Here is a 26,237-nt window from a genome sequence, read left to right as displayed (position 1 = left end):
CTATTTGTTAAAACACCAGTGGACGGGGGCGTAAATGAGGGTTTCTCGGGTCAGGTTGATCAATTTCGCCAATTTCTCGGATGTTGATGTCGAGACGGGGGAAAGTATCGTCATCGTGGGAGAGAACAAGGTTGGCAAGAGCAATTTCATTCGCGGCCTGCAGTTGATCCTTGATCCGGGCTTGTCTGAACGCGATCGACAACTGGGGCTTGAACATTTCTGGGACGGACTTGGCGAAGACAAGGTTGGTGCGACCATTGAGGTCTCTGTGGATCTAACGGACTTCACAAACGATCCCCGGCTGATGGCTCACCTCAACGATTGCGTGATTGATCCTGGCCCACCCATGGTGGCCCGACTCACCTACCGCTTCCAGCCTAAGGCGGGCCTGGGGCGCGCCCCGGAATCGTTGAAGGACTATGAGTATGTGATCTTCGGTGGCAACGATCCCGAAATGCGTATCGGCGGCGCACTTCGCCGGATGTTGCCAATAGATGTTCAGGTAGCCCTGCGTGACGCTGAGAAGGACCTTGCGAGCTGGCGCAATTCGCCATTGAGGCCACTCATTGAGGATCTTGCCGCGTCGTTGGATGATGACGCCCGTGAGGAGATTCAGAATCAGGTCGACCAAGCACAGCGAGAGCTGGCTGGACACGAGGAAGTGGTAGCGACAGCAGAACGGATCAGCGAACGGCTGATCGCAATCGCCGGGGGGCAACATGCTGTCCCGGTATCGCTCGGACTTGCACCTACACGAGTGGATGCATTGCTGCGTAGCCTTCGGCTGCTTATCGACAACGGTGTTCGCGGTGTCGGCGATGCCAGCCTAGGAACGGCGAATCTGATCTTCCTGGCCTTGAAGAGCCTCGAACTCGACCGTCTCGTCTCCGAGGGGGAGCGCGACCACACATTCTTCGTCGTCGAGGAGCCCGAAGCGCACCTGCATCCGCATGTCCAGCGTCTTGTCTATCGCTACTTTCTCGGCACAAGAGCGGAAGATGAGGACGAAGCCCCTCCACTGACGACAATTCTCACTACTCACTCGCCGCATATCGCAAGCGTTACACCGATTAGGTCCATCGTTCTCCTGCGTCATAACGCAACGGACGGGAAAACCGTCGCGGTTTCGACCGCGAACACACCTTTCACACAGAGGGATGAAGACGACCTCCAGCGCTACATCGACGTCACTCGCGGAGAAATATTATTTTCCCGGGGAGTGATTCTGGTTGAAGGGGACGCCGAGCGCTTCATCATTCCCGCGTTCGCCGACGCCCTCGGGATTCCTTTCGACATACTTGGAATCACTGTGTGCTCGGTCGGGGGGACGAACTTCACTCCTTATGTGAAGCTTTTGGGCCCTAAAGGGCTAAATATTCCACATGTAATTTTGACAGATCGCGACCCGGTCAATGGCAAACCTCCACTAGCCCACAGGCGATTAATTAATCTCTTAAACGAGGTCGATGACGAATATGGTTACGATGACCTGGATATAGATGAGGTGCTCAAATACGCCGCAGAGTTTGGATACTTCGTCAACGAGAGCACGCTGGAATCCGACCTATTTGCCGCCGGAATGACCGAGGCGATGAAGTCGGTAATCGAGCAGGAGTTGCCGCTGAGGCAAGTCACCCGGGACGCATTGCAAGAGTGGGTGGATGATCCGGATCAGGTCGATGAAGACCGGCTGCTGAAGTTGATTGAACGGATTGGCAAGGGGAGATTTGCACAGGCACTTGCGCCGTCGGTGTCTGAGGACGTTTGCCCGGCCTACATTCGCTCTGCGCTGGAGCATATCCGCGATGCCGTCGCGTAACGTCGGTACAGCCTACCTGGCGCAGGCTGCCGAGTTGGCTGGAAATCCAGGGCAGTTGGCAGCTTACAACTCTCAAGGACATTGTGTGGTACTCGCTGGTCCCGGGAGCGGTAAGACCAAGACACTCGTCCTAAAGCTCGCCCGCATCCTGGCCGAAGACGTCGAGGCCCCTCGTGGCGTTGCGTGCATCACTTATAGCCAGGAGTGCGCTCGCGAACTCGCTCGCCGAATTGAAAACTTGGGACTTCAGCAGGCACCTAATCTTTTCATTGGTACGGTCCATGGGTTCTGTCTGCGTCATCTCTTGATGCCGTATGGACGCCTGGCCGGCCTGCCCATATCTTTCCCACTTTCGGTAGCCACTCAACGAGTCAGTGATCGGTTGTTGAAGCAAACTGGAGATGCGCTTTTCGGCCAGAACCATCCGTACAAAGTTATTGACCTCGGGCGGCATCGCCGTTCCGTGCTCAATCGAAATAGCGTCGCTTGGCGTAGCGAGGAGGAACTCGCTGCCTGGGCCGAGGCCTACGAGGCCGCTCTGCGCGACGAGGGGCTGATTGACTACGATGACATGGTTGTCTTCGGCCAGCGTTTGATCGCCGAGCACGACTGGGTACTACCTCTGGTTCAGGCAAAATTCCCCGTGCTCGCGGTGGATGAGTACCAGGATTTAGGCGTGGCACTGCATCGCATCGTCAAACGCCTTGCCTTCGACGGGGGTGTCCGACTTTTCGCTGTCGGGGATGCGGATCAGTCGATATATGGATTTACGGGAGCTGATGGCGCGTTGCTCATGGAATTGGCGGCTCGCAGAGACATTGAGCCTGTCCAGCTTCAATTAAATTACCGTTCTGGTGCAGGGATCGTGACTGCGTCAGAGATGGCGCTTGGAGAAGCCCGAGGCTATCAAGCGAGCGATCCTGCGCGACAAACGACCATCGAATTTGTCCTGCGCCCGGGTGGTATGGCGGACCAGGCTGCGCACGCCGTCGCGCAGATCATTCCGGCGGCCTTAGCCTCCAAGCCGGGACGAACACTGGGCGATATCGCGATCCTATACAAAGACTATCGCGCAGGCGATATCGTGGCTGAAGCTGTGGCAACCGGTGGTCTCGATCACATCCGTGTGGATACCGCAGCACCTTACCGCAAGGTTGCCCTAACAAGTTGGGTAGAAGATTGTGCGGCGTGGTGCGCGGGTGGCTGGCGTGTTGGACGCCCACAATTGCGTGGACTACTCGACCGCTATCGCGCATTTCATCGGGCGAGCTTGGACGATTCACAGGCCAAGCGCGAAGAGCAAGAGCTAACCGCCTTGCTATGGGAGCTGCGTGCTGACCAGCAACCTGCGCGAGAATTTGTTGCTTCGCTGCGCAACGGTGTAGTGGATCATCTGCTGGCGGCTGAATTGGCGCTCGCTGATCAGAAGGAGCAACTGGATCGCATGACGGCAGCGCTCGCTGAAGGCGGTGCACTGGCTTCGCTAGACATCACGAGTTTGGGCGGTCGGGACGGTTCGCCCGATCACCTGAATCTGCTGACACTGCATTCCGCAAAGGGCTGTGAGTACGACGTCGTCATCATGGTTGGACTCGACCTCGGAAATCTGCCGTGGCGCAATGAAACTCCAGAGAAGTTGCGCGAAAGTCGCCGGCTCTTCTATGTGGGACTCACACGTGCTCGCGACGAGGTCCACATGCTGTATTCGGGCTTCGTTGATGGCCGCTATGGCCCTATGCGCTTTGGGCGCTCGCCATTCCTTGATGAGCTGGAGGCGCGAATGCGTGCCGCTGGCATTTGAGTGTGAACCCGGGAATCTGGAGTGTCGGTGCTGCGTCGGCGCATGTCGAGCAACACCACAGTCGAGCTACATCTTTGCAGCCAAGCGATTGGCTGCGAAACGCTCGCGCGCGAGTCTGGCGGCGTTATTCATCGAGTCTAGGTTATCGATACACCATAGACCGTTGATGCAAAGAAAGCGCTCACTAAGCACTGCTTCAAGTATGTTTGGAAGGGTTGCGTTGAAGAATCCGGCACCCTTGACCGTTGGGGCCGGATCTAGCTCAAGCATCGCGACCGGCAGGTCAGAAAGGCACGGGCCGAAGTGGCCGGCCGAAGGGAACTTGCCCCCAAACTCGGTGCGCAGACGCTCCTTTCCCATGCTCTTGGTGAGAGTGCTATATCGCTCCTGCCGCAGCAACCAAAGAGACTTGATGCCCGCCTCGCGGTACCGCTCTTGGCGTTTACGGTAGTCACGGAGCGACTGATACGATCTTTGGATCTCGACAGCCAACCTAACCCCATTGCGCTCACCCCAGACATCAGCCTGCCAGCGACCTGCATCACCCGAACCCGGCATTTCAACCGAGGCACGGAATCCAAGATCTTCAAGCACGCTGCGCACAAGTATCTTGGCCGCCAGGTGCCATTGGCTTTCTTCGGAAGTACTGCACGCACCTCCTAGATGCGCGAAGAAGGGGTACCCATTAGCACTAACCTTGGGAATCGCTGGAGCGTTGCAGCAAGGCATCAGCAGATCACCGACGCAGTACGCCCGTTGCAACTCTTCCCACTGCGCCTGAGACATATGCAGTGCGTTGGCTGCACCAGTACCATCTGCATATGCTGCTTCGATCACCATAGCCATAGTGCCTCCTTGAATCTCGGTATTGTCTGATCAGTTTAGCCTTCCCCGCGCTGGGACCGGGGCGGTGATCGAATCCTCCGAGCAGCAATTTCCTAGAAAAATGCCGGCACCCCCGAAAGGATGCCGGCAGACAGCAGATCACGCAGTTACCAATTGCCGGGCCAATGCGACCTCGACGGAATCACCATCCTGGTTCAGGACATCGAGCCCCGATTCGGGTACATCGCCCGAAGTGGACTGCGAGACCATGATCTTCTTGGCCATCAGCTCCAGGCAGGTCATCTGCGAGGAGCCGGCGTAGCCCAGGTAGATCACGCGCACGGACAGCTTCTGCCCGATACGCCAAGAGCGGCGTGCCGCCTGCTGGAGCGAATACACGTTGTAGCCCGACTGCATGAACACGATCGTCGGAAACTCCAACAGGTCCAATCCCGTCTTGACAAGCTCGGGATTGGTGATGAGCACGTCGATGCCACGGTCCAACTGCTCGGCGATCCAGTCCTCGCGGCGGCTGGCATCCACGCTTGCGCGCAGTACCGCCACTTTGAAGCCTTCCTGCTCCAGCAATACCTTCAACCGGCTAGTCGTGTCGCGCGTGCCGGTATAGACCGTGTAGGCCAGAACCTTGCGGCCCTGTGCTTTCTCTTCCCTGCAGATGTCGATCAGCTCACGCTCCTTGGGGCTGATCTCGAACTCGTTGAACTGAGCCGGGACGAACGCCAAGGTATTGCGTGTGCGCGGATGCACCACGGTCTCCGACCGGAAGCAGCAGTCCGGCCAGGCCAGCAGCACGTTGAGGACCACACCCAGCAAGGTTGTATCGCGTCGCGCCAGAGCCTGTTTCAGCTCCGCGGTCAGCCGACCCGCCAAATCGCGGTAGGCCGCGGCTTGCGCCGTGTCCATCGCGACTTCACGGAACTCCTCGTCATACGGTGGCAGAACGTTGCCGCCGATGTCTCTGAGTTTGAGGAAGATCGTGAACGGCAGGATGCAGCGCAGCACGCCCTTGGGGCCGAAGCCCGGAGCTTTGACCGTTCTGACACTGACTTTCGTGCCTTTCGCGGTCTTGTGCGCCGTCCCGGTGCTCTCGGAATAAATGTCCTTCAGGACACCGTGATCGCGCATGAACGCCATCGCGGCCGAGGTCATGCTGCCGCTCGTGGTCGGGCGATAGCCGTCTTCGATCATCCGCCCGGGAAGGGCTCGGAACAGCAGGTAGAACAGATCGTCGCCGTAGCCGCCCATCAACGTGCCGGTCAGCAGTAAGGTCTTGCGAGCCTTCGCCGCCAGCACGCCCATGGCCTGGCCCTGGGCGCTGCCGCCGTTCTTGTACTCGTGGGCCTCGTCGGCGATGAGCAGGTCGAACGTGCCTTGCGGCAGGTAGCGCTTGATGAACTCGGACGGTTGATAGCCGCCCTCGCCAAAACCGAACTCCATGTTGGCCATCGCACGTTCCATGCGCGTGGCTTGACGGTCGGAAAACACCAGCTCGCCGTTGCCGTCCATGAGGTTGATGAACTCATGGATGTTGTCGCCCAGCATCGACGCCAGGAACCCGTCGCCGAACTTCTGCATCAGCTTCTGCGCGGTGACTTCCCCGATCGTCGGGATGCGCTTCAACGCTTTCAGCACGGCCGAGGACTGGTCGCTGCCGGACAGGCTGCGCGGGCGGATCAATGTCCACAGGGGCGCGGCGCAATGGCTGCACTTCCTGCGGTACTCCTCGGCTTCGAGCGCGACCGGGTTGACCGGCTCGCCGTCGAGGTCGGTGATGACCGTGCCGCAGTCAGGGCACGCTGCCACGTCGCCATGGCGGGTGCGCCGCGTGGTGAAGACAGGCTTCCAGTGGAATCCCATCCGCATCCTGACGCGCCCCAGGACAAAGAACTCCTGGCCCGTGGGCTGCACACCCAACTGCTCGCGCAGCTTGATGAGCTTGACCAGCGTGTCCGGGCCGTTGAGCACCCAGACCTTGGCGCCTGCCACCGTCTCCTGGATCTCGCGCCGCCACTTGTAGACCAGGTGCGGTGGAGAAAGAACCAGGGTACGGCGATAGCCTTCGGCGTTGAGCACGGCGGCTGTGGCGATACCAACGGTCGTTTTGCCGCAACCCATCTCGCCGTTGACGATCGCGGCGTGTTCGCCACGGTCGATCAGCAGCTCGGCGGCGGCATGGACGACTTCGGCTTGGGCTTGGAATAGCTTGCGTTTGAGGCTGGCGACGACGAGTTGACGATGCGCCTGCGGCTGGCCGGTATAGACCGGCGGATTGGCGCTGTTGAGGGCGTCGAGCAGTTCGTCGCCGAACTCGCCGACAAAATCCTGAAGGCTCAGGGTCAGAGGGTTGGATTCCGCGTCGAGCAGTTCGCCCTGTACGGGCGTGGCTTCGGCGGTAGTGTTTTCGAGATCGAGGGACATGGTGATGCTCCAAAGAAAATGGGGCATGCACCACCCCCAAAGGGGCAATGGCCTGCCCCAGGGTGGGAAGATCAATCGGCACACGGCCGACGGTGGATGGAAAACGCAGGCGCTGGCGGCCTGCTGGTGAAATGTGCTTAGTCTTCGGACGGCAGCACGATGGATGTGAGATGGCGTTTCGCATCGGTGACGATGCGAATGCGCAGCGCACGATGAATCACGTAGTGCGATTCCAGCAAAGCACCCGATTGAAGTGCGATGCCGTTGGCTTGCCATTGCCCGTCGCTGACGTCCCCCCAGTCGCCACGGACATGGCGACGGAAGTACGGAATCGGGTCAAGACGACCGGCGCGGACCAGGCGGTCGATACCTTCGCTGAGGATGAGTGCACCTACCGGAAACAGCAGGTCCTGGCAGTAGGTTTCGATGTGTCGGGATGCCATGGATTCCTCCTTGATGGATTCATTGAGCCACGACACCCCTGGCGGAGTGAAGTGGCTCCGTCAGGTGACTGGGATGACGATGGGTGACTTCAGATCATGTCGCGCTCTTCGGGAAGCTGGACAACCGTGGTCTGGTGGTCTTCGCTGGTCTTGACGATCAGAACCAGCTCCGGCGTGATCCGGTAGTAGGAGATCATCAGGTTGTCCTGTTGGAGTGCGACGTCGTTGGCCTTGCGGGTGGCCTTGTCGATCTCGCCCCAGTCACCGCGCACATGGCGCTGGACATAGGTCAAGGGGTCGATCAGGCCTTTGCGGGCCAACCAATGCACCTTCTCGCTCAACTTCAGCGAGCCCGGTGCGAACAACGGTTGCTTCTGCGGCGCGGGCCGCTTGAACAGATTTGGGAACATGGTGTTTCTCCTTCGATGTGGTACAGCAGGACAGCAGCGCGTCCGGTGGATTAACGAATGGTCAAGACGTCGCCCCGTGTCGGGGAGCCAGGCGTCATGTCCCACGCGCGGATGACAGGTACGAACTTGTCGGTGAGGATGCGGGTCTCGGCGATGGAGCCGTCTTCGCGTTCGGTGAATTCCCGCTGGAGCGTCTTGTCCTTGTGGGTGTCACCTTTGACGACGAGCACGCGCCCCGTCTTGGAGCGCACAACCCCCGAGATCGCGCCTGCGGCCAGAGCCAGGGCGAGATGCCAGTGGGACAAGGCCCGCGCCGGTGGACGCAGCGACTGCTGCGCGGCCCCCAGGTGCGTGTCCTGCGACGGCCAGAGGCCTTGCAGCCTGCCAACCTCGTCGGCGAACTGCTCGGGCTCCATCGTCACGCGGAAGAAATGCTCCGGCTCGGCCGGACTGGCGGGGACGATGTACGGCAGGAACGGCCATTCGCTCGGCAGTTCGTCAGCTTCGATCTCGCCTTGCCCAACCTGCAGCAGCAGATTGCGCACGGCCTTGACGCCATCCGAGGCCTGCTCGCGCTGGCGCACCCGCCGGCCGAAGATCACAACTTGCTTGAACTGCGTCTCCACCGCTCGGTAGATGCGCAGGTCGGTGTAGTGGCGCGTCAGCCAGCCGACCAGCTCCGCGTCGAGCACGTAGCCGGGGACGATGAAGACCAGCACGCCGCCGTATTGCAGCAACGACAAACTGCGCTGGTAGAACAGTTTTTCGAGGCGGGCACGACCCTGGCCCTGATAGCCGATGTTGCCGTTGACGTCCTTGGACAGGTCGCCATACGGCGGGTTGAGCCAGAGCAGTCCGAACGACTGCTTGGAGACCATCGTGTCCATCAGGTCCGCGTGCAGGCAGTGATCGACCAGGCCGCGGGCATGGCGTGCCCGCTCCGCGTCGAACTCAACGGCGAACGCCTTGGCCTGCTCGCGCCCGAGGGCGTGGGCGGCTTCGGCGATCGCTACGCCTTCGCCGGCGCAGGGATCGAGGATGCACATCGGCCCGTCGCTGGGCATCAGTGCGTTGAGGGCTCTTTCGAGCGTGGGTTCATCAGTCGGGAAATACCCGTTCTTCACGAAATTGCGGGCAAGCCGCGGGAACATGAGGGCCATGGAAGTCTCCTGGTTGGCGGGGATGAAAGACGGAAGCACACCAAGGCGTGCCTCCGAGGGTGGGTCAGGCCGCTACCACTTCCGGCGTCCAGATCTTGGCCGGGTATGGATAGGCGGTGAGCACGTCACTGCGGATCAGGGAGCCCAGCGCCAGGGTCAGCGTCGGCACGTCGATGGCGAGCCGATGGCCTTCCAGCGGCCCGAGGGCGAACGGAAGGCGGCCCAGCATCTCGCGGCTTTGCAGCAGTTCCAGCACGGTCTCGCGCCAGTGGTCGAGCAGCGGCAACGGGCACGTGTCCCGCACCAGCGTCCACAGGCGGTCGAGCCGGTGGGCGCTGTCGCGTGGCAGCAATGCCAGCGCGCTGGCGTTGGCCTTGTCGGGCTTGACGCAGCGCCGGTCGAACAGCCACACGTTGGACAGCGAACCGAACAGCGTTCGCCGGTAGGCGCGCGTGATGCGCTTTTCCAGGCGATCGACGTTGCCGATGAACACCGGGACGCTGCCGCCTTGGTCGGTGATGACGTGAAACTGGTCCAGTCCCTGCTCGTCGCGCCCAAGGGTCAGGCGAGCGAGGAACTGCTGGACGGCGGTGTCCCGCGCCCAGATCGACAGGAAGATCAGGTTGCCCTGGTCGTCGCCGACGCAGGCGTCGGCCATCACATCCGGGCATTCGTCGATGCGGTACAGCGTGGTGGAAGAAGTGTGTGCGGGCATGGTGGTGTCCTCGGATGAACGGGAACAGCACCGCCCGCTGGGGCAAGTGCTGCCCCTGGGGGTGGAAGAAAACCGCTCAGTCCGGCTCGAACTGCCGGGTGTGCGGGTTGAAGTGAAGCACCTCGTCCACCGCGGTGATCGGCGTGAAGCCGTCCAGGTAGATGTTGTTGAGGTACTGGTCGCGGTAGGTCAGTGCCTGCCGCGCCTGTTTCTCGGTGAGGCCGTTGCTGATGAAGTACTCCAGCATCTCCTCGTCGGAGGACACTTCGTCGTTGGACAAACTCCCTTCAACGAGCGCCAGCAGCGAGGGGGAGAGCGCAGCGAGGATCAGGTCCATGTCGGTTCCTCCTGGCTCAGACCATCAGCGTTGCGGCGGGTGCCGTGACAGCCGTGGGTGTGCGTCGCCGAGCGTGGTAGGCGCGAACGCCTGCACGCCATTCGGCAGACTGCTCCGGTGCAAGGTCCAGATAGGACAGCGGGCACGAGTAGTAGTACGGGTGCATGGACTCGTCCAGCGGCTTGTAACCCCACTGGCCGCCGCTGCGTTCAAGCAGATCGCAGCGGATGTAGCGCAGGGATTGGCCCGGCGCGAGATCACGATGTACGCCTTCGACCTTGGCCGTCACTTCCGCGACAGACCAGAGGACGTTGCCGCGCAGCGCGTGGGCGATGACCTTGACGCTGGCGCGCTCGGTCTCTTGCGGTGCGATCAGTTCCGCGATCAGTTCAGACCGCGATTGGGGTGAGAAATACCAGCCCATGAGAGGCCTCCTGGAAAAGTAGAGCCGGAGGCCTCCCCACGGGGAGGGCCTCCCGGCGGGTGATGAAAAGCCGCAGGTGCGGCGAAGGAACCTATGCTTTGCCCTTAGTCCCAGTCGTCATCGTCGCGATCACAACCGGCCGGGCAGTAGCCGAACTCGATCCCATGCGAGCAATAGCCATGCTCCGCATTCCAGTCCTGGGCTTCCTGCCGCTCGGCGGGTGTTGCGTAGTCCCATTCGTGGGCTGCGATTTCCAGGGCCTGAGCTCGCTGGCTTTCCGGCAACCGACTAGCTTGCGCGTCGATCTCCGAACTGAAAAGCGTGACCCAATGATCCCAGGACAGGCCGCAACCACGCTGGGCGTGCTCGGCGGCTGTCTTGCAAACAGCTCGCCATGCGGATTCATCCAGCGCGGAACGGGGTACATCGAAAGCGATGGTGGACATGATGGAGACCTCCAGAAAATGGCCGAGGCCTCCCCCGCAGGGGGAAGGAACCCCGGCGGGTGGATGAAGAACACCGCGGATGCGGCGTCTGCGATCACGCAGGTTGCAGTTCGGCCTGACGGCTCCACTCCTGCGTCTTGAAGTCCAACGCAAAACCCAGTTCGCCCAGGCGGGCGATCTGCGCGCGCAGGGCGCGGCGGTCGATGGTCGAATCCAATTTCACGGACTCGCCCAGCGGCCACAGCAGACCGAACAGAGCGGCGTCGCCATCTTCGGTGCTGCCGGGGGCAGCCGCCGCAGCGGGCGTCGGCGCATCCACACCGAAGGGCGTGGTATCGACCAGAGGATCCGCCGACGCCTGCACGGGTGCGTGCTTGGCGGGCGTGGAGGCCTTGGCAGACTTGGCCGGCGTTGCTGCAGGCTGCGTCCCCAGCTCTTCATCGAGTGGATCGACGTCCTGGGTGGCGAAGCTTCGGGCTTCGTCGCGGCTCAGTTTGTCGATTCCGTTGAGCGTCATTCCGTCCAGGTTGGCGCGGATCTCGAACCGCATGCCGTCGCCGACCGGATAGGACTTCGGGAAGATGTAGCGGATGATGAATTCCCCGTCGTATTTTCCTTCGGGGTACTGCTCCAGCTCCGCATCCTTGACCGCGAACTTGCCGATGGGGGTGACAAGGCGGCCGACGGTGAACGGGCCGTTCTTGCCGCGTATGGTGCGCAGCGTGAGCTGGCCCGGAACAATGATGGGCGATACCGATTGCTCGGGCGCCGATGTGGTTGCCATGTTGGTTCTCCTGATGACGAATAGCGGGCCGCCGACGGCGCCCGGTGGATGAGAGGAAATGGACCTCACCCGAGCTGGGCGAGGTCCGCTTGGCATCACGCCTTGAGCTGGCGCATGCCTTCGGCCAGCAGCCACAACGCCCGGTTCAGGCGCAGGTTCTGGTCGATTCCTTGCACCGGACGGGTGCGTTGATTGCGGCCATTGGCCGAGCGTCCATTCAGTCCCCCTTTGACGAGGTTCTCCTGGACGCGGTTGAAGACGGCCCACAGGTCGTTCTTGCGGTCGTCCCAGCGCCTGGGCGCCAGAAGTTGGCTCTCCGTGACAGGGGTGGACTTGGCCGGGTCGTCGTACTTGAGTGCGAGCGCGGAATTCGCAAAGATTTCCGCTTCGCCCTCATCGAGGGTGATGGTGCGCATCGCATCGCGCGCGTCCTGCACGCGCTCGAAGCCTTCGAGAACCTCGTAGGCACCTTCGATCACCTGGCTTGCCACGTCGCCCTTGTGAGGAACGCGGATGTCGGCGGTGGTGTCACCGCAGACCAGGCCGTTGTGGCAGACGAACCGGAACATGCCGGCAAGCATCTGGTAGCTGCTCGTGCCGTCGTGGCTGTTGAGCAGGATGATCTCGTTCGCCTCGTCGCCGTTGATCTGGCTTGCATGGCGAAGTCGGATGAGATGCTTGGTGTACTCGCGCCGATCCTCGTTGCGCACGCGCGTCTGGCACACCATGAAGGGCTCGAAACCCTCCTGGCGCAACCTGGTCAGCACGACCGAGGTCGGTATGTAGGCATACCGATCGGACCGGCTCCCATGCGGAGCGTCGGCAAAGATCGAGGGAACAACGGCACGAATACGGTCGTCCGAGAGTGGGCGATCGGAGCGCAGGATCGGGGATTGCGGAGCAAAACGGGATGCCAGAGACATGGCTGATCTCCTTTGAGAAATGCGGTAACCGCGCGGTCGTGTGACCACGCGGGACTCGGGGGATGAAAAGACGCAAGCACCTTTGGCGTCTTGGGGACGCGGCGGATGCTAGGGAGGAGAAGCGACAAGGCCCCATGAGGGGCCATGCCGGATCAAAACGAAGCGACCAAGGCCGGCTCCTGCTCCTCGACTTCACCCTCGGGCTCGCGCTCGGCGGACTCGACGGGTAGGTCGGAAACGGCGTCGGCGGCAGTGTCGATGGCGTTGTCGGCTTCGGGCGCGGGTGCGTCCTCCACCGTTGGCGCCTCGGCTTGCGCCTGGCTCATCGGATAGACCTGGGTGCCATCGATCTTGATCAGACCGATGTGGATCAGCGTCGACTCCAGGCTTGCGGCCGGTGCCCCAGCGTGCTCGCCCTTGGTACGGATGTACGGATCGATCTTCATGTCGTTGAGACGGAAGGCGATCAGCACCTTGCGATCCCCTTCGATGGCCTGCACGCATCGGCGAACCAGATGCTCGGCCCCGAGGGTGGCGACGATCGTGTCGAAGTACCGATATTCCGGTTCATCGACAGGTCCGGCCAATGCGGCGATGGAGCATGACAGGAACGGATCGCCATCCTTGGGGGTGACGTCCTTCGGACGGTTGAGGTAGCCGATGCCACGGGTAATCAGCTCGTGCTGCTCGATTGAAGCCAGTTCGGCCCGCTCGATCGGCTCGGCCTTGAGCAGTCGCGCCTTGAGGGACGCGGCGGCCTTGCCCTGGTTTTCGCCCTTGTCGCGGATGTACGCATCGCCCCAAAGGTCGCCGAGGCGGAAGCGCACCAGCGGGCGCTGCTTGGAATCGTCAACGCCGATGTAGCGCTGAACGAGCTTCTTGGCCTCGGCACCCGAGACCTTGACATCGAAGTAGCGGTAGCTGGGGTCCCTGGCGGGGCCGACCAATGCGGCGATGGTGCATGCCAGGAAGGGCTGCGCACGGCGGCCGCCCCTGACGGGCACTTCACGGACACGCTGGATGTAGCCGATGCCCGATGTGTGGAGGTCGAAATACGATTTCTCGTTGGACGTGGTGTTCATGGTGAATCTCCATTGGGAAAAGCGGAGACACACCGAGCCCACGCATGCGGGGAAAGGTGCGTAACCCCGCGGTGGGTTGATAAGGCGAAAGCATCCACCACCAGAGACTGGTGGCCGCTCGCGTATGGATGCGGTGCGAGCTGGCTCGGTCACGCAGTGGAAACTGCGCCGCAACCTCGAAGACCGATGATTGCCTGGCATGTCGCTGACAACGTCAGCAGGCATGGGGTCAGCATGGGCGGCCCTTGCGCGCGCGGCAGCAATCAATTGGCATCCGGGTGTTTCCCTTTGTCCACGCAGCCCGGTTCAGCGCAAGAAAAAGCCCCTCGAAAGGGGCTGGAGATGTCAGGCTTCGTACACGAAATAGTGTTCGCGCTGACGTGGGAAGAACACGTGTTTCCACGTGTCGCCGGTTGTATTGCCACCGTCAAACACGACCATTTCGTAGTCGTCAATGTCGGTGTCCATCAGATCGGCGCTGTCGATATGGCGCATGTGCAGCGTGCCGCTCATGCGCTCGAACACCAGAATCTGGCCGATGGCGTCGTTCTGGCTCATGGCGTTAACGCAGGCTCCAAGCTGATTCTCGAAGTCAGGCGTAGGCGAGATGAGATCGGGGAACATGAGATTGCTCCTATGGAATTGAACCGGCCCAGCTCCTGGTGGGAGGCGGGCTGGCATGTGGGGGATAAAGGGGAAGGCTTGCGCGTCGCGCGTCTGCTAGATCTCGGCCAGTGGCAGGCCCAGTAGCGCGGGTGCGTCAGCGTCTAGGATGAGGATGCGCACATCGGCCTGGCCGGCCAATTCAAGAATGTTCGCCAGGTCGTCAGGCATGCCCTTGTCCCGGTGTTCCTGCCGAAGCTGCTCCGCACTGATGCCCTCGGCATACTCCAGGTTCTTGTCTGTCCAGGGCGTGGAAATCAGCTTGACGCCGATCGCTGGGCTGTATGGAACCCGGAAGGCGATGAACAGAAAGGCCTCCGGTGTCGCAAGGTCCGCTAGGCTGGCCAGGTACTGGCCGGTTTCCTGGCTGATGTGCGCGCTGCTGATTTCCCAGCATCGGCTGTAATAGCCGGTCTCGAAACCCAACCGCTGCACCACGTCTCGCGCGGCCTCGGCCGAATAGGTATCACCGACGTGGACCGGGCGACCGTCCAGGTCGTCGCCATGGATGGCATAAACCACCGCACCCACCACGCCTTCGCCGCTGACGCCTTCAATGGCATCGCATTCGGCCATCAGTTCGGCACTGACAGGCACAGTGCCATTCCTGACCACCGCGAAGTCGCTGGTGACGATGCAGGGGGAAGAAACCAGCTCCTCGTCGGAGAGGTGCTGTTGGCTCGCGTGGATGTTTCGCCACACATGCGGGCTTCCGTCTTCGTAGCTGATGCACAGCGTTCGGACGATTTTCAGATTCCAGTAGCCGCGTACAAAGGGGTTGGGATTCTGGGTCATAGGATTTCTCCAGATTGAATAATGGAGCCAATCCCCGCCACCGGGAACTGGACCCCGGTGGGTTGAAAGTCGAAAAAGCGTCAGGCGGCACTGATCGATGGCTTTGGGCCAATCCGCGCTGGCTGACGGAGGGAAAATTGAGGGACATGGCCTGGTGGGCGCATGTCCCTCATGGGGTGGCGAACGACAAGGTGGTGATATTCCGGAAGCCGGCTCACCAACCGCTGTAGTTCACCAGCAGGTCGGCGATGACCTTGCGGCGTTGCAGATCGAGACCGTCGAAGTCCGACAGTCCTTGGAAGTGGCAGCGTTTGAGCATGGCACCGCCCTCGCGCGCGTTGTAGAAGCTGAACATGGCGGACAGGAACATGCGTTCTCCGCTGCTCAGGACGCCGAGAGCGTCGTTGGCACGCAGCATGTCGGGACGCAGATCCCACTTGCTCTTGGCCTGGTTCAGGCCTTCGCGTGTGCCGTCGCCAAACCATTGCGGGCCAGCGATCTCGACACCGCGCTTCCAGGCCTCGAAGAAGGCTTGGGGCGCGGCGGCGAAATGCTGCTCTTCCCGCATGATCTGATCGACGACTTCCTGTGGCAAAAGCTGGTTCATGACGTGATTCCTCCAGTTGGATCAGGGCGTGGCGAGCTGGGACCAGCCGCCTCTTTCTAGGGCACGTTGAGCCGCGACATAGCTGCGGAAGTACTCGCTGGATTCCCGCGAAACGGGACCTTCGGTATCGCGCGTGCCGATGTAGTGGCCGGCGGCGCTATGCAGGACTTCGAGCGGCAGGAACTTGCCGCAATGGATCAAGGCCAACTGGCCGAAAGAGGCTTGCTGGGACATGGATGGGCTCCTTGGAGAAGCGAGGGCCTTGTCCCTCACGGGATGGCAGCTCCCGCATGCGGTTGAGAAAAAGCATCGGCGTCACGAGGACGCGCGTCCGCAGACTCGATGCGATGGCGGACTGGCGGGTGGCGCGGAGAGAATCCGCGGCAGCCTGGAAACCCTGGCTGCTGGCATGGTGCTGACGGATCAGCGACACATGCAGGCAGCTTCGTGCGCGAGTCGAGCCACGTCAGCCGGAAATCGGCACCTGCTACAGCCCCGATTGGCGAACGTGGAAAAAGAAAGCCCCGCAGCAAGTGCGGGGCTGTCAGGACGGGTAGGAGAAGCTGGATCGATGCCGCTGCACACACTGCCGTACAGCAGTTGCGCGCAATATTGAGGGTGCATGTCATCTCTCCTGTTCGTGTGGCCCAGGCCAATGGCCGGACCGGGACGTTGATGGGCAGGAAAAAGGCGCCGAAGGCCCTGCGGCCTTCGGCTCGGGAGGAAAGAGGAGCCACCCGTGGGCTGATTGGCAGGCCCGGTCGTCGCTAGAACCGTCTGCTCTCAGCAATCACACCCGGCCCATGTCGTGGCTGGGGCCGGCATCGTCTGGCGCACATCCGCGCACAAAGGGAGCCCGTTTTTGCACCGGCGGGCACCGGCACCGATTACCGCTGACCACGAAGGGTCTCCCGGTGGCTCGTGCACGCTGGCAAGCCACCGGGAGACCCTTCGCAGAGGGCGGAAGAAACGCAGATCAACAGAACGCGCGTGGTGCGGCTCGCAGAGAAGCTACCTTCAGGTCCCGCGGCCGGGGACGGCTGGGCGGGACGCGCACACAAATCAAGAAGGCGTTGCGCGCTGGGCGTCCCGCAGGGCATGCGGGACACGGGCCACGCCGCCGAAGGCGGGCACGGCTCACGGGGAACGGGATCGGTCAGGAGCCTTTGCGGCCGCTACGGCGCGGGCGCGAGGCGGCGCGCTTGGAGCTGCCGGATTCGACCGGCAGCGTGCCTTTGCAGTCCGGGTAGCGACTGCACGACCAAAACGGGCCGCTCTTGCTGCTGCGCTGGCGCGTGGGTGCGCCGCACTGCGGGCATGTCGGCCCTTGGGGAGCCTTGATAGACAGGGACGCGTTGCCGTACTGCGCGATCAACTGCGAAATCCATGCGGCCTGCTTGCCGATGAACACATCCAGCGTGAGCTGGCCGGCTTCGATCATGTCGAGCGCTTGTTCCCAGACGGCGGTGGTGCCGGGGTCGGCAATCGCCGCAGGCACGGCATCGATCAAGGTGAAAGCCGCATCCGAGGCGCGGATGGCGCGCCCTTTCTTTACGAGGTAGCCGCGGGCGATCAGGCCGCCGATGATGTTGGCCCGGGTCGCTTCGGTGCCGATGCCGACCGTATCCTTGAGCTTCTGCTTCAGGCGGGGATCGGACACCAGCTTGGCGACGCCTTTCATAGACTTGACCAACTCGCCTTGCGTGTACGGTTTGGGCGGCAGCGTCTTGAGTGCCTTCAGATCGATATCGGCCACCTGACATGCCAGACCTTCGTGCAGCGCCGGTAGCACCTGGGCGCGGGCCGCGGTGTCGCCGTCGCCATCGCCGTCCTCGGACTGCGGCTCGGCCAGCACCTGGCGCCAGCCCGGCGTGACAACCTGCTTGCCCGTGGCCGCAAGGTTCTGCCCACCGCACGAAAGCTTGGCCACAGTATGGTCGAACTCGTGGTGAGGGAGGAACTGCGCTAGGTAATGCGCCCGGATGAGCCTGTACACGGCCAGTTCCTTCTCGCTCATGGCGGAGAGGTTCGCCGGTTCGAGCGTCGGGATGATGCCGTGGTGGGCCGTGACCTTGCCATCGTTCCAGGCGCGCGAGCGCTGCAAACGGTCGAGCTGGCCTATGATCGAGCGCAGCGAGGGATCGGTCTTAAGCAGGCTGTCGAGAACGGTGGTCACTTCGGCAAACATGCTCTCGGGCAGGTAGCCGGAATCCGAGCGGGGGTATGTCGTGGCCTTGTGCGTCTCGTACAGGGCCTGGGCGATCTCCAAGGTTTCCTGCACGTCCAGCCCGAGCTGCTTTGAACACACCTCCTGCAAGGTGCCCAGGTCGAACGGCAGCGGCGGGCCTTCGCGCACGCGCTCGGTCTCAACCGACACTACGTGGGCGCTGCCCGCAGCGCGGATCTGCTGCATGGCCTGCTGTGCGACCGGCTGCTGCAGGCAGCGGCCTGCGTCGTCGGTGCAGGCATTGGGTGGAACCCAGTGCGCGGTGAAAGCCTGGACACCTGCGGACAGGGACACGACGATGGCCCAGTACGGCACGGACACGAAGGCTGCGATCTCGCGGTCGCGGTCCACGACGAGCTTGAGCGTCGGGGTCTGGACGCGGCCGACCGACAGCACGCCGTCGTAGCCGGCCTGCCGCCCCAGCACCGTGAACAACCTACTGAGGTTCATGCCCACCAGCCAATCCGCACGGGATCGCGCCAGCGCCGAGTGGTACATCGGCAGCGTCTCGGCTGAGGGCCGTAGCTTGCCGAGGGCGGCGCGGATGGACGCATCGTTGAGTGCCGACAACCACAGCCGCTCGATGGGGCCGCGGTAGCCGCACAGTTCGATGATCTCGCGGGCGATCAACTCGCCTTCGCGGTCGGCATCGGTGGCGATGACAAGCTGGGTCGCCTTCGCCAGAAGCGCCTTGACGACCTTGAATTGCGTGGCGGTCTTCGGTTTGACCTCGACCCGCCAATGCTGGGGAATGATGGGCAACTGCTCGATGGACCAGCGCTTCAACTGCTCGTCGTAGGCTTCGGGCGTAGCGGCTTCTACGAGATGGCCGATGCACCAGGTGACGGTGACGCCGGAACCGTTGAGACAGCCTTCACCGCGCTGTGTGGCGCCGAGAATCCGGCCAATGTCTTTGCCCTGGGAGGGCTTCTCGCACAAGAACAGCCGCATATCCGTTCATCCGATTCCCATGGTTCATGGAGTTGCTGGGATCGAGGATGCCGAGCACCACCGGGGGCAGCAGCAAACAAGCGGCACGCGGCGGCGACCGCTTTCACGGGATGGAAGGGCTTGTGCGGTAATGGCGAGTGGCCGGAGGTATGCGGTTCGGGAGCGGCGATTCGCGGGAACGCGTGGAAGTCGGTGGACGTTGATGGAGCTATCCCCTGGGGATAGCTCGCGGCGCATGGAGGGCGGCGAAGCGCTGCGGCAGCCGCCCTCCATGCCGGGTCACTTCCGGCGCTTCGTCTCTTTCGGCGCGGTCGATTCCTGGTCGGCCTGCGGCTTCGGTTCTGCCTCCTGTGGCTTCGGGCTGAGGACCACAGACTCGATGCGGTACGGCAAGATGCCTACGCTGCGCGCATTGACTTGCCAGGTCTCGCGTGGCTGATCTTCGTTGTCCGTCCAGGGCTCGCGCTCCATGCGGCCGATGACCAGCACCCGCATACCCTTCTGGTAGAGGCGCTGCCAGTGCTCGGCGTCGCGGTGCCAGATTTCCACCGGCGCCCAGAAGCCGCCACGGTCCTCAAAGGTGCCATCCTTCTTGGGAACGGGGTTGTCGAAATAGACGTTCAGGCGCAGCAGGCGGTTGGGCTCGTCGTTGCCATTGGGGAATTCGCGGTACTCCGGTGGCGAGCCGATATTGCCTTCGCCAGAAAAATGCGTGCTCATGATGTGATCTCCGTGGTGGTTGAAATACCCGTGCCTCATCGGCGCCGGGTGCGTGCTGGGATGTCTGGCGCAATCACCGATCGCGCATTGCGGTTGGGGTGGACTTGAGCCGGCGCAGGTATGCGTTGTCCGCTTCGGCCGCTTTGCTGGCGCATTCCTGCGCCTGCCTGCCCAAGGTGTGCAGCAGGCTGATCTGCATGTTCAACGTGATGCGCTGTAACTCGATCGCGTGCAGGTCGGCCAGCAGGTTGACCGGCGTGCTGGTGCTCGCCACCAGTTCCTGCCACAGCGCCACGCCCATGGCCGAGCGGTCGTGCTTGCGCCAGCGAAGGAACGTCGTTCCCGCGCCAGTTATCTGCTGGGCCAGCTCGACGGGAAGCAGGTGGAAGGGATGCCCGCACGCCTGTGGCAGCACCTGTCGCTGCGCCAGGGCAATCAACTCGTCGCGCATGGCGAAGCACTGGCTGGCCCAGGCCTCGAAGTCCCCTTTACCTTTAAAAGGCTTTAAAAGGCCTTTTAGAGAGGCCGCGTGTTCCAGCCGCATGAAGGCTGGCTGTTCCAGACCACGGAAGTAGCGAGGTTCGCGGTTCGGGTCGCTCATGCCTGTTCGTCCTCGCCGGTGCTGGCCTCGGCCGGATCGGCGGCAGTGCCTTCGTCGCTGGGAGGTGCGGCTGCGGCAGCGCTATCACTGCGCTGTTGCAGGCCGCGGCGCACGACGGGCGGCGCAAACTTCGAGCGGCGAGCGCCTTCGAGCACGTCCTGCGGCAAGTCGCCGAACTTCTCCAGCGCCGCCCGCGCTGCGGCGTTCTTGGCCGCGAAGTCGTCGCGGGTGCATCCCGAGTAGCGGTACTGCTGGGCCAGGCTGAACAGGCTGCGCAGCGTGTGAGCGCCTTCGTTGAGCCACCGCTCCAATGTCGAGCGATCGATCAGCGCGGTGTGATGGGCGAGGATCAGCTTGCGGGCGATGTCGTCATAGTCGGCCAGGAGATAGACCGCGGCAAAGCCGAGCTGCGCGTTCACGAACAAGGGGAGCTTCACCGGTTGCACGTTGAGGTTCTCGCCCAGGCTCAACGCCGCTGGCACGCCGGCCAATGCCTGGTCCACCTGCTCGCGCAGCGATTGCAACGTGGTCTTGGCCTGGTCGAGCTTTTCCTCGATGCGCAACATCCACCAGTCGCTGTACGGGTCATCCTGTTCCGAGCCGCGCTTCATCTTGTTCATCACGGCGATGTAGCCGTTCAGGCCGACGATGCCGGGTCGCCCCTCGGCGGCGGCGCGGCCATGCCAGATGCGCGATGCGTGGTGGGTGTGAAGCGTCAGCGACATCGCGCTGCGCAAAGAGCCGAGATTGAGTTGCAGAGGTTCGTTGGTTGCCATGGTGTCCGCTCGCTTGGGAAAAGGAGCGGTCAGGATCGGCATGCAGCGGAAGGCAGTCAGTCAACAAACCGAAATGAACTGGTCCCCGGTTGTCGTGGTGGTGGCGGCCCGCAATGCGAGCTATCCCCAGGGGATAGCTCCATCAAACGCCACAGAGCGCTGCTCGCGCAGATGGTGGGTGCGCTCAGGAACCGGACGCCACTGCAGCACCGTGGACAGAAGCACCCAGCCTGTGTCTTTCGGTGTTACGCCTTGCATCACATCTATCCCCAGGGGATAGCTCTACTGACGGCCACGGGCGTCTGCTTCACGCCCTTGTCGCTCGTCGCGCTCAGCTACTGCGCAGAAGGTCGCGCAGCCGGTCGATGTGCTGCCGGGCTACCTCGGGCGGAACTACATTGCGCGGTGGCTCAGGCGGTGCATCTCGTGCAGGGGCAGGTGGCGGTGCTGACCCAGCTTGCCTGGCCCATGCGTTGAACTCGCCACGGATGGCACGTTGGATGATGCCGAACAGGTAGCCTGCCGGGTTGCGGATGGTGCTGCCACGACAGCGATCCGCCCATTCGTCCAGCACGGCCTGGCGTAGCGGGGCATCGACCTGCTGCAATGCCACCATGGCGCCGGCCTGCTGTTCATCTTTCAAGCCGAGAAAGCGATCAGGCAGACGAACTCCCGGCATCGCGCGCGCCTGCCCACGCTCACGCGCGGTAGTACGTACTTCATTAATACGACTACTACGTACAGTACGGTCCTGTTTCGGATTCCGAAGAGCGCCGTCTGCTGCGTGTTTTGGCCCTGCTTCGGAATCCGAAGAGGGCCGATCAGAATTCCGAAGAAGGCTCGGCGCCCCTTCTTCGGAATCGTGAACCGTGTCCTCCTGTGGATAACTCTCCTGCGACCCAATGCCTTGGCTTGCGAGGCGTTCGGCAAGGACCTGCAGCCGCGAGGGCAGCATGCGGCCAGACAGCAGCGGGTCTTCGGCGATCTCATTGAGCGTGTGCAAGCCCACGACCTGAACGGCCCTGGCCGAATGGCCCAGGGCTTGGCTGACGAGCTGCAGGTAGTCCGGGTCGAGCTGCATCGCCTCGAACGGGGTCAGGGGCTCATCGTGCAGGACGTAGAGGTTGCCGAGGATGCGCCCGGTCTTGGGGTCGCGCCTGCGGCGCACGAGACTCAACCAGCGCGTCAGGCGCAACAGCGTCAGCGCCCGTGCCACGGTCTCGTGGGAGGCCTGTCCGGCGCAGGGCATTGACGCGAGCCACGGGCGAAGTTGCTCATACGTCGGAAACGCCGTGACGCCATCCTCGTTGAGCATCATCCGGAAGACTTGCCAGGCATTGCGTTCCAGCGGCGTCAGGCGTCGGTCGAGGAACAGCCGTCGCGGCACGCTCTCGTGCCGATTTCCACTGAACAGGAAACCGTCGCCGGTTGCAGACACAGGAGACGTCGCGGATGCGAAGGCGGGAGCCGGTGCTAGTGGGCGAGGTTTCGGTGCAAGGTCTTTCAGCGCGCTGTCGAACAGATCAGCGAGGGCGACCGGACCTTGGCGTGGTGCTCGTGGTGCAGCGTCGTCCACGGCCATGATTCAACCCAGTCCCTGATCGATCCAGTTCTTGATCGCAGCCCAGACCACCGACAGCGGCAGCTCCATGCCTTCGGCGAGGTCCATTGCCGCATCAAGAACCGAGGTCTCATCCTCCAGCTCGACGTTCCTGCTGCTGGTCACGACCTTCCAGCGCCGCCACAGCTCGGTGTCCTGCTCCTCGTCCAGAACCGGATGGCGCCCCTTGCGTTTGGGCAGGCCGAGAACTTCGCGCCGAAGTGCGACTTCCTGATGTGTCAGCCCGTAGAAGCGGCTCACCATTTCGGTACTGGCACCCAGGCGCAGCATGCGATCGACGGTGGCGATCTCCTTCTCCACGTCCTGCGCCTGTTTGAGCAATCGCCGGAGCACTTCCCGGTTCACCGAGACAGAGCACCAGGAGACGTTGGCATTGGCCAGCACGCTGATCAGCGCCGGATGCTTGAGCGCATCCAGCTCTTCCTCGCCGAACCCCATCGCCTTGCAGCGACGCAGTTGCCCGTTGCGTAGGTCGTAGAGTGCCTGCGCGATGACGGCCTGGTTGAGTGGGTTCGGTGCGGACATGCAGGCCTCCCTCGCTCAGATCCCAGAACCGACAGCGCCGGCTTCCAGATCCAGCAGGCGCCGGGCCAGCCGCAGCAGACGAAACAGCTTGACCAGCGCGGTGTCGCTCAATCGCCGGGCCCCGCCGTCACGACGTTGACCCTGGCCGTGCAACAGCGCTGGCAGGTCTGTGATGAGTTGCCCGCTGTCCAAGCCGACGCCGGCTGGCTGCTGACCGGCCAGGGAAACCAGTAGTGCGAGCACGGCGCGTGCGAGCGGCGACGAAGCCTGGGCTGGGGCACGACACGTGAACCCGATGCCATCAGAACGATCCTCGACACACGCGTCCAGGTCGGCCTCGCCCGCGATCTCGCGCGCGAACTGCGCGATGTGGATGCGCAGGCGGTCGGGTGTGTCGAGGCCAGGGTCGATATACCAGATGTCCGAGATGGGATAGAGGCCACCGGCCTGCACGGGAATCGACTGCAAGACGTTGGCCGAGAAGTCGGGCGGCAGCGCATCGCCCAACTGGTCGGCGACCATGCGCTGGATGGACTGGAGCCGCTCCGTCGTGGGTGCCGGAGAGATGATGTGCTCGTCAAGCAGACCGCCATTCGCTGCCGCAGGGCTGGCTGCGGATGCCTCGCTCGGGGCCCCATCGTCCCGGGGCCTTGTCGGCGCGTCGGCAGAGTGGCCCGCAGAAGGTGCAGTTGTAGTGGGGGGCGGTGCCGGTTCGATCGGCGGCCGTGCGATGGCCCCAGGCTCGGGCAATGCCGGCGGCGCCGATGGCGGGGTTGGGTCGCTGACCAGGGCGCGGTGGCGGCTCTCGGATTCGGTCAGGTCCAAGGCGAGCACGTCGTAGTCGATGCCCAGCAGCTCGGACATCTGACCGATCAACTCGTCCTGCACACGCGGCGGCGAGAACTCGTCGGGCTGGACATCAAATTGCGACAGCGCCTCCAGAAAGAAGCTGTCGAAGTCCAGCGGCAGGGAGCGGCCTTTGGCATAGTGCTCCCACGTGCGTTCGCTGGCTTTGCGCATGACCGACAGCCGCTCGACCTGGTGGCGGCCGAGGCCCCCGTATAGGACGGTCGGGATCGCGGGCAGCAGGTAGCGCACCGCGTCAGCCATGCGGCTGATGTGCGACTGCTGGACTGGGAAGCCGTCGGCGGCCAGGCGGCGGGCCAGCTCGGACTGGCTCAGGGTGTTGCCGCTTTCAGCCTCATAGAACTCGCGGGCTTTCTCGACGCCCAGGGCGCGCTCGATGAACGTGAGGCCGCCGCGTAGTTCGTTCTCGGCGAGGTGCCCGGTCAGGGCGACGATCTCTCCGCGCGCAGGCCACGGCCGGAACAGGCACGATATGCGGAAGAAGCGTTCGTCCTTGGTCTCCGCCCAGAGTTCACGCAGGATCGCCAGCCTGGTGTTGCCGCCGTTGCGGATGATGTAGTGCGCCTCGCCAGGACGGCGTGTGATCGCTGGCGCCGCGTCCAGGCCGCGCTCTCGGATGGAGGCCTTGATTTCATCGTAGGCCGAGTTGCGCTTTTTGCGGGGGTCGTGGTCGTAGGGCCGCAACTGGTCCAGCGTCACGACCATCGGCGTGTCGGCGATCGGGTCGCTCAAGGCCGTGGCCGATGGCCCACTGCGCTCGAACCCGGCGGCAAGCAGCTTGCCGGCCATGTCCTGGGAGGTCATCTCAGCCATGACCACATCCCTCGGCGTTGACGGCCCGGGCCATGCGGGCCTCGCGCTCGGCGCGGCGGATCTGTGCACGGGCGTTGAGATCCGCCCGGTAGTCGCTCGCTGTTGAGCTGGTGTAGATGGCGGCGCAGCCGGCCTTGGTGAACTTGAGGTGTCCGCCCCGTGTGCGCTTGACGTGCCAGCCTTCGCTCACCGCAAACTCAATCAGGGCGCGCAGCCGTTTGTGGCCGCGGGCCAGTTCATGTGCGTTCGCCATGTGACCTCCCGGTTTCAATGGAACGAGGAGGACGGCCGGACACGAGGGCAAATCTGTCTTGCCACTGTGGGAACAGTTCGCCGGCGAGCGCGCGCATGGTGTCGAGCGCGGCGGGCGCAACTCTGCCCGGCGGCTGGCGATGCTCGACGCGATGCACCGGCAGGCCGCGGGTTGCGGCGCGCGGATAGGCCTCGATGGCCGGCACGTCGGTGCCCAGCACGCATATGCCGGCATGGTCCTGGAACAGGTCGCGCAGCGCCTGCTGGATCATCCGTGCATTCGCGGACACGGGGTGGACGCGATTGATGAGCAGGTGCAGGGATGGCGGTTCGATGCCGAGGTGCCGGTATGGCGCGATGTCCTCCAGCAACTGCATGGTGCCGCGTCGCAGTTCGCGGGCAGCGAGAATTTCCGGGGTCACGGGCGACAGCGCCAGGTCAGAGGCGAGCACCGCCATCTCCAACAGCACCGAGCGTGCACCCTGGGTGTCGATCAGCACCAGGTCATAAAGCGGCGCCAGCGCCGGCAGCAGGTGCCGCAGTCTCAGGCGTCCGTCTGGCGCGTGCAGTAGCAACGTGTTCAGTTCACCCCGGTGATCGTTCGAGAGCACCAGGTCCAGGCCCGCGATGATGGTGCGGGACACCAACTGATCGAGGGCGCGTTCGTTGAACGCCAGCAACTCATAGATACCGCCGGCAGCGCGGTGTGCCAGCTCGTAATAGGACGACAAGGTCGGCTGCACGTCGAGATCGAGCAGCAGCACACGCAGCCCCGCGTCCGCGGCGAGGCCGCCGAGGTTGGCGGCCGTAGTCGTCTTGCCTACGCCGCCTTTCGTTGAAATTATGGATACGACCTGCATGGCGCTCTCCGTTTGGCGATGGGAAAATCGAGGGGGAGCGGGTCAGGTCCGGTTGTTGAGGCGTTCGGCGATCCACTGGTCGATCTCGACCGAATCCCAGCCCACGGCGCGCACGCCCAGGCGCAACGCCTGCGGAAACTGGCGCTTCTTCATCAGGTTGTAGATGTGGGCGCGTTTGAAGCCGGACTTCGCTTCAACTTCATCGAGCCGCAGGATGCGGCGCTCGTGCGGTGGCAGTACAGGTATTTGCGACATGGCGGTCACTCCTGAACGCTCAGTAGCGTTTGTTGGCGTGACCTCTATTCAATAGACATGGCTGCGGAAAAACATTGCAAATGCAATCTCCGCGAC

The 26,237-nt window shown here is 62.9% G+C and carries 28 protein-coding genes; 2 read left to right on the top strand and 26 right to left on the bottom strand.

Annotation, left to right across the window (positions count from 1 at the left end; genetic code table 11):
• The first annotated feature begins 55 nt into the window (after positions 1 to 55).
• Positions 56 to 1,819: an ATP-dependent nuclease gene (locus tag G7007_RS00820; RefSeq protein WP_134315833.1), complete on the top strand. Its 1,764-nt coding sequence runs from the start codon at positions 56 to 58 to the stop codon at positions 1,817 to 1,819.
• Positions 1,806 to 3,620 (top strand): ATP-dependent helicase, encoded by a 1,815-nt coding sequence (locus G7007_RS00815; protein ID WP_020924957.1) that lies wholly within the window; start codon positions 1,806 to 1,808, stop codon positions 3,618 to 3,620. The genes G7007_RS00820 and G7007_RS00815 overlap by 14 nt, the downstream gene beginning before the upstream one ends.
• A 66-nt stretch (positions 3,621 to 3,686) precedes the next feature.
• Here the strand turns inward: G7007_RS00815 and G7007_RS00810 are convergent, their stop codons facing one another.
• The 26 genes from G7007_RS00810 to G7007_RS00685 all read right to left on the bottom strand — a co-directional run bounded on the left by G7007_RS00810 (position 3,687) and on the right by G7007_RS00685 (position 26,141).
• A complete protein-coding gene (locus tag G7007_RS00810; RefSeq protein ID WP_017514159.1) occupies positions 3,687 to 4,466 on the bottom strand; it encodes a competence protein CoiA in 780 nt (259 codons plus the stop codon).
• Between the two features lie 138 nt (positions 4,467 to 4,604).
• Positions 4,605 to 6,884: a helicase-related protein gene (locus G7007_RS00805; protein ID WP_011871444.1), complete on the bottom strand. Its 2,280-nt coding sequence runs from the start codon at positions 6,882 to 6,884 to the stop codon at positions 4,605 to 4,607.
• Positions 6,885 to 7,021: 137 nt separating this feature from the next.
• Positions 7,022 to 7,327 (bottom strand): hypothetical protein, encoded by a 306-nt coding sequence (locus G7007_RS00800; RefSeq protein WP_009876590.1) that lies wholly within the window; start codon positions 7,325 to 7,327, stop codon positions 7,022 to 7,024.
• A gap of 89 nt (positions 7,328 to 7,416) precedes the next feature.
• A complete protein-coding gene (locus tag G7007_RS00795; RefSeq protein ID WP_009876589.1) occupies positions 7,417 to 7,737 on the bottom strand; it encodes a hypothetical protein in 321 nt (106 codons plus the stop codon).
• Positions 7,738 to 7,787: 50 nt separating this feature from the next.
• A complete protein-coding gene (locus tag G7007_RS00790; protein ID WP_011871443.1) occupies positions 7,788 to 8,897 on the bottom strand; it encodes a DUF6094 domain-containing protein in 1,110 nt (369 codons plus the stop codon).
• A gap of 64 nt (positions 8,898 to 8,961) precedes the next feature.
• Positions 8,962 to 9,612: a hypothetical protein gene (locus tag G7007_RS00785; RefSeq protein ID WP_009876587.1), complete on the bottom strand. Its 651-nt coding sequence runs from the start codon at positions 9,610 to 9,612 to the stop codon at positions 8,962 to 8,964.
• Positions 9,613 to 9,688: 76 nt separating this feature from the next.
• Positions 9,689 to 9,949 carry a hypothetical protein gene (locus G7007_RS00780; RefSeq protein ID WP_009876586.1) on the bottom strand — a complete coding sequence of 87 codons (261 nt, stop codon included), beginning with the start codon at positions 9,947 to 9,949 and terminating at the stop codon, positions 9,689 to 9,691.
• 16 nt (positions 9,950 to 9,965) lie between these two features.
• Positions 9,966 to 10,373: a hypothetical protein gene (locus G7007_RS00775; RefSeq protein ID WP_009876585.1), complete on the bottom strand. Its 408-nt coding sequence runs from the start codon at positions 10,371 to 10,373 to the stop codon at positions 9,966 to 9,968.
• Positions 10,374 to 10,477: 104 nt separating this feature from the next.
• Positions 10,478 to 10,819 carry a hypothetical protein gene (locus G7007_RS00770; protein WP_011871442.1) on the bottom strand — a complete coding sequence of 114 codons (342 nt, stop codon included), beginning with the start codon at positions 10,817 to 10,819 and terminating at the stop codon, positions 10,478 to 10,480.
• A gap of 94 nt (positions 10,820 to 10,913) precedes the next feature.
• Positions 10,914 to 11,603: a DUF3275 family protein gene (locus G7007_RS00765; protein WP_009876584.1), complete on the bottom strand. Its 690-nt coding sequence runs from the start codon at positions 11,601 to 11,603 to the stop codon at positions 10,914 to 10,916.
• A gap of 95 nt (positions 11,604 to 11,698) precedes the next feature.
• Entirely contained in the window at positions 11,699 to 12,526 is an 828-nt protein-coding gene (locus tag G7007_RS00760; RefSeq protein WP_011871441.1) for a DUF932 domain-containing protein, read from the bottom strand.
• 152 nt (positions 12,527 to 12,678) lie between these two features.
• Complete coding sequence (locus tag G7007_RS00755) at positions 12,679 to 13,608, bottom strand: DUF3577 domain-containing protein (RefSeq protein ID WP_009876582.1); 930 nt, start codon at positions 13,606 to 13,608, stop codon at positions 12,679 to 12,681.
• Positions 13,609 to 13,953: 345 nt separating this feature from the next.
• A complete protein-coding gene (locus G7007_RS00750; protein WP_011871439.1) occupies positions 13,954 to 14,232 on the bottom strand; it encodes a hypothetical protein in 279 nt (92 codons plus the stop codon).
• A gap of 96 nt (positions 14,233 to 14,328) precedes the next feature.
• A complete protein-coding gene (locus tag G7007_RS00745; RefSeq protein ID WP_009876580.1) occupies positions 14,329 to 15,066 on the bottom strand; it encodes a DUF5983 family protein in 738 nt (245 codons plus the stop codon).
• A 214-nt stretch (positions 15,067 to 15,280) separates the two neighbouring features.
• On the bottom strand, positions 15,281 to 15,673 hold the full coding sequence (locus G7007_RS00740) for a hypothetical protein (protein WP_009876579.1): 393 nt from the start codon (positions 15,671 to 15,673) through the stop codon (positions 15,281 to 15,283).
• Positions 15,674 to 15,694: 21 nt separating this feature from the next.
• Positions 15,695 to 15,907: a hypothetical protein gene (locus G7007_RS00735; RefSeq protein WP_009876578.1), complete on the bottom strand. Its 213-nt coding sequence runs from the start codon at positions 15,905 to 15,907 to the stop codon at positions 15,695 to 15,697.
• 922 nt (positions 15,908 to 16,829) lie between these two features.
• Positions 16,830 to 18,851 (bottom strand): DNA topoisomerase III, encoded by a 2,022-nt coding sequence (locus G7007_RS00730; RefSeq protein WP_009876577.1) that lies wholly within the window; start codon positions 18,849 to 18,851, stop codon positions 16,830 to 16,832.
• Between the two features lie 279 nt (positions 18,852 to 19,130).
• Positions 19,131 to 19,571: a single-stranded DNA-binding protein gene (locus G7007_RS00725; protein ID WP_009876576.1), complete on the bottom strand. Its 441-nt coding sequence runs from the start codon at positions 19,569 to 19,571 to the stop codon at positions 19,131 to 19,133.
• A 73-nt stretch (positions 19,572 to 19,644) separates the two neighbouring features.
• The gene (locus G7007_RS00720) at positions 19,645 to 20,172 is read right to left on the bottom strand and encodes a DUF3158 family protein (RefSeq protein WP_011871437.1); all 528 of its coding nucleotides are present in this window, start codon (positions 20,170 to 20,172) and stop codon (positions 19,645 to 19,647) included.
• A complete protein-coding gene (locus G7007_RS00715) occupies positions 20,169 to 20,948 on the bottom strand; it encodes a PFL_4669 family integrating conjugative element protein (RefSeq protein WP_011871436.1) in 780 nt (259 codons plus the stop codon). The genes G7007_RS00720 and G7007_RS00715 overlap by 4 nt, the downstream gene beginning before the upstream one ends.
• 331 nt (positions 20,949 to 21,279) lie before the next feature.
• Positions 21,280 to 22,530, bottom strand: coding sequence for an STY4528 family pathogenicity island replication protein (locus tag G7007_RS00710; protein WP_011871435.1), 1,251 nt, complete (start codon positions 22,528 to 22,530; stop codon positions 21,280 to 21,282).
• Positions 22,531 to 22,533: 3 nt separating this feature from the next.
• On the bottom strand, positions 22,534 to 23,094 hold the full coding sequence (locus G7007_RS00705) for a DUF2857 domain-containing protein (protein WP_009876573.1): 561 nt from the start codon (positions 23,092 to 23,094) through the stop codon (positions 22,534 to 22,536).
• A 15-nt stretch (positions 23,095 to 23,109) separates the two neighbouring features.
• Entirely contained in the window at positions 23,110 to 24,774 is a 1,665-nt protein-coding gene (locus G7007_RS00700) for a ParB family protein (protein WP_181098636.1), read from the bottom strand.
• Positions 24,767 to 25,027, bottom strand: coding sequence for a hypothetical protein (locus tag G7007_RS00695; protein WP_009876571.1), 261 nt, complete (start codon positions 25,025 to 25,027; stop codon positions 24,767 to 24,769). Before G7007_RS00695 ends, G7007_RS00700 begins: the two co-directional genes overlap by 8 nt.
• Complete coding sequence (locus G7007_RS00690; protein WP_011871433.1) at positions 25,011 to 25,886, bottom strand: ParA family protein; 876 nt, start codon at positions 25,884 to 25,886, stop codon at positions 25,011 to 25,013. Before G7007_RS00690 ends, G7007_RS00695 begins: the two co-directional genes overlap by 17 nt.
• A gap of 42 nt (positions 25,887 to 25,928) precedes the next feature.
• Positions 25,929 to 26,141 carry an AlpA family transcriptional regulator gene (locus G7007_RS00685; RefSeq protein ID WP_009876569.1) on the bottom strand — a complete coding sequence of 71 codons (213 nt, stop codon included), beginning with the start codon at positions 26,139 to 26,141 and terminating at the stop codon, positions 25,929 to 25,931.
• Positions 26,142 to 26,237: the final 96 nt, after the last annotated feature.

The sequence above is a fragment of the Pseudomonas entomophila genome, assembly GCF_013523125.1.
GTDB classification, from domain to species: Bacteria; Pseudomonadota; Gammaproteobacteria; order Pseudomonadales; family Pseudomonadaceae; genus Aquipseudomonas; species Aquipseudomonas entomophila_B.
This window is presented reverse-complemented; position numbering and strand designations above follow the sequence as displayed.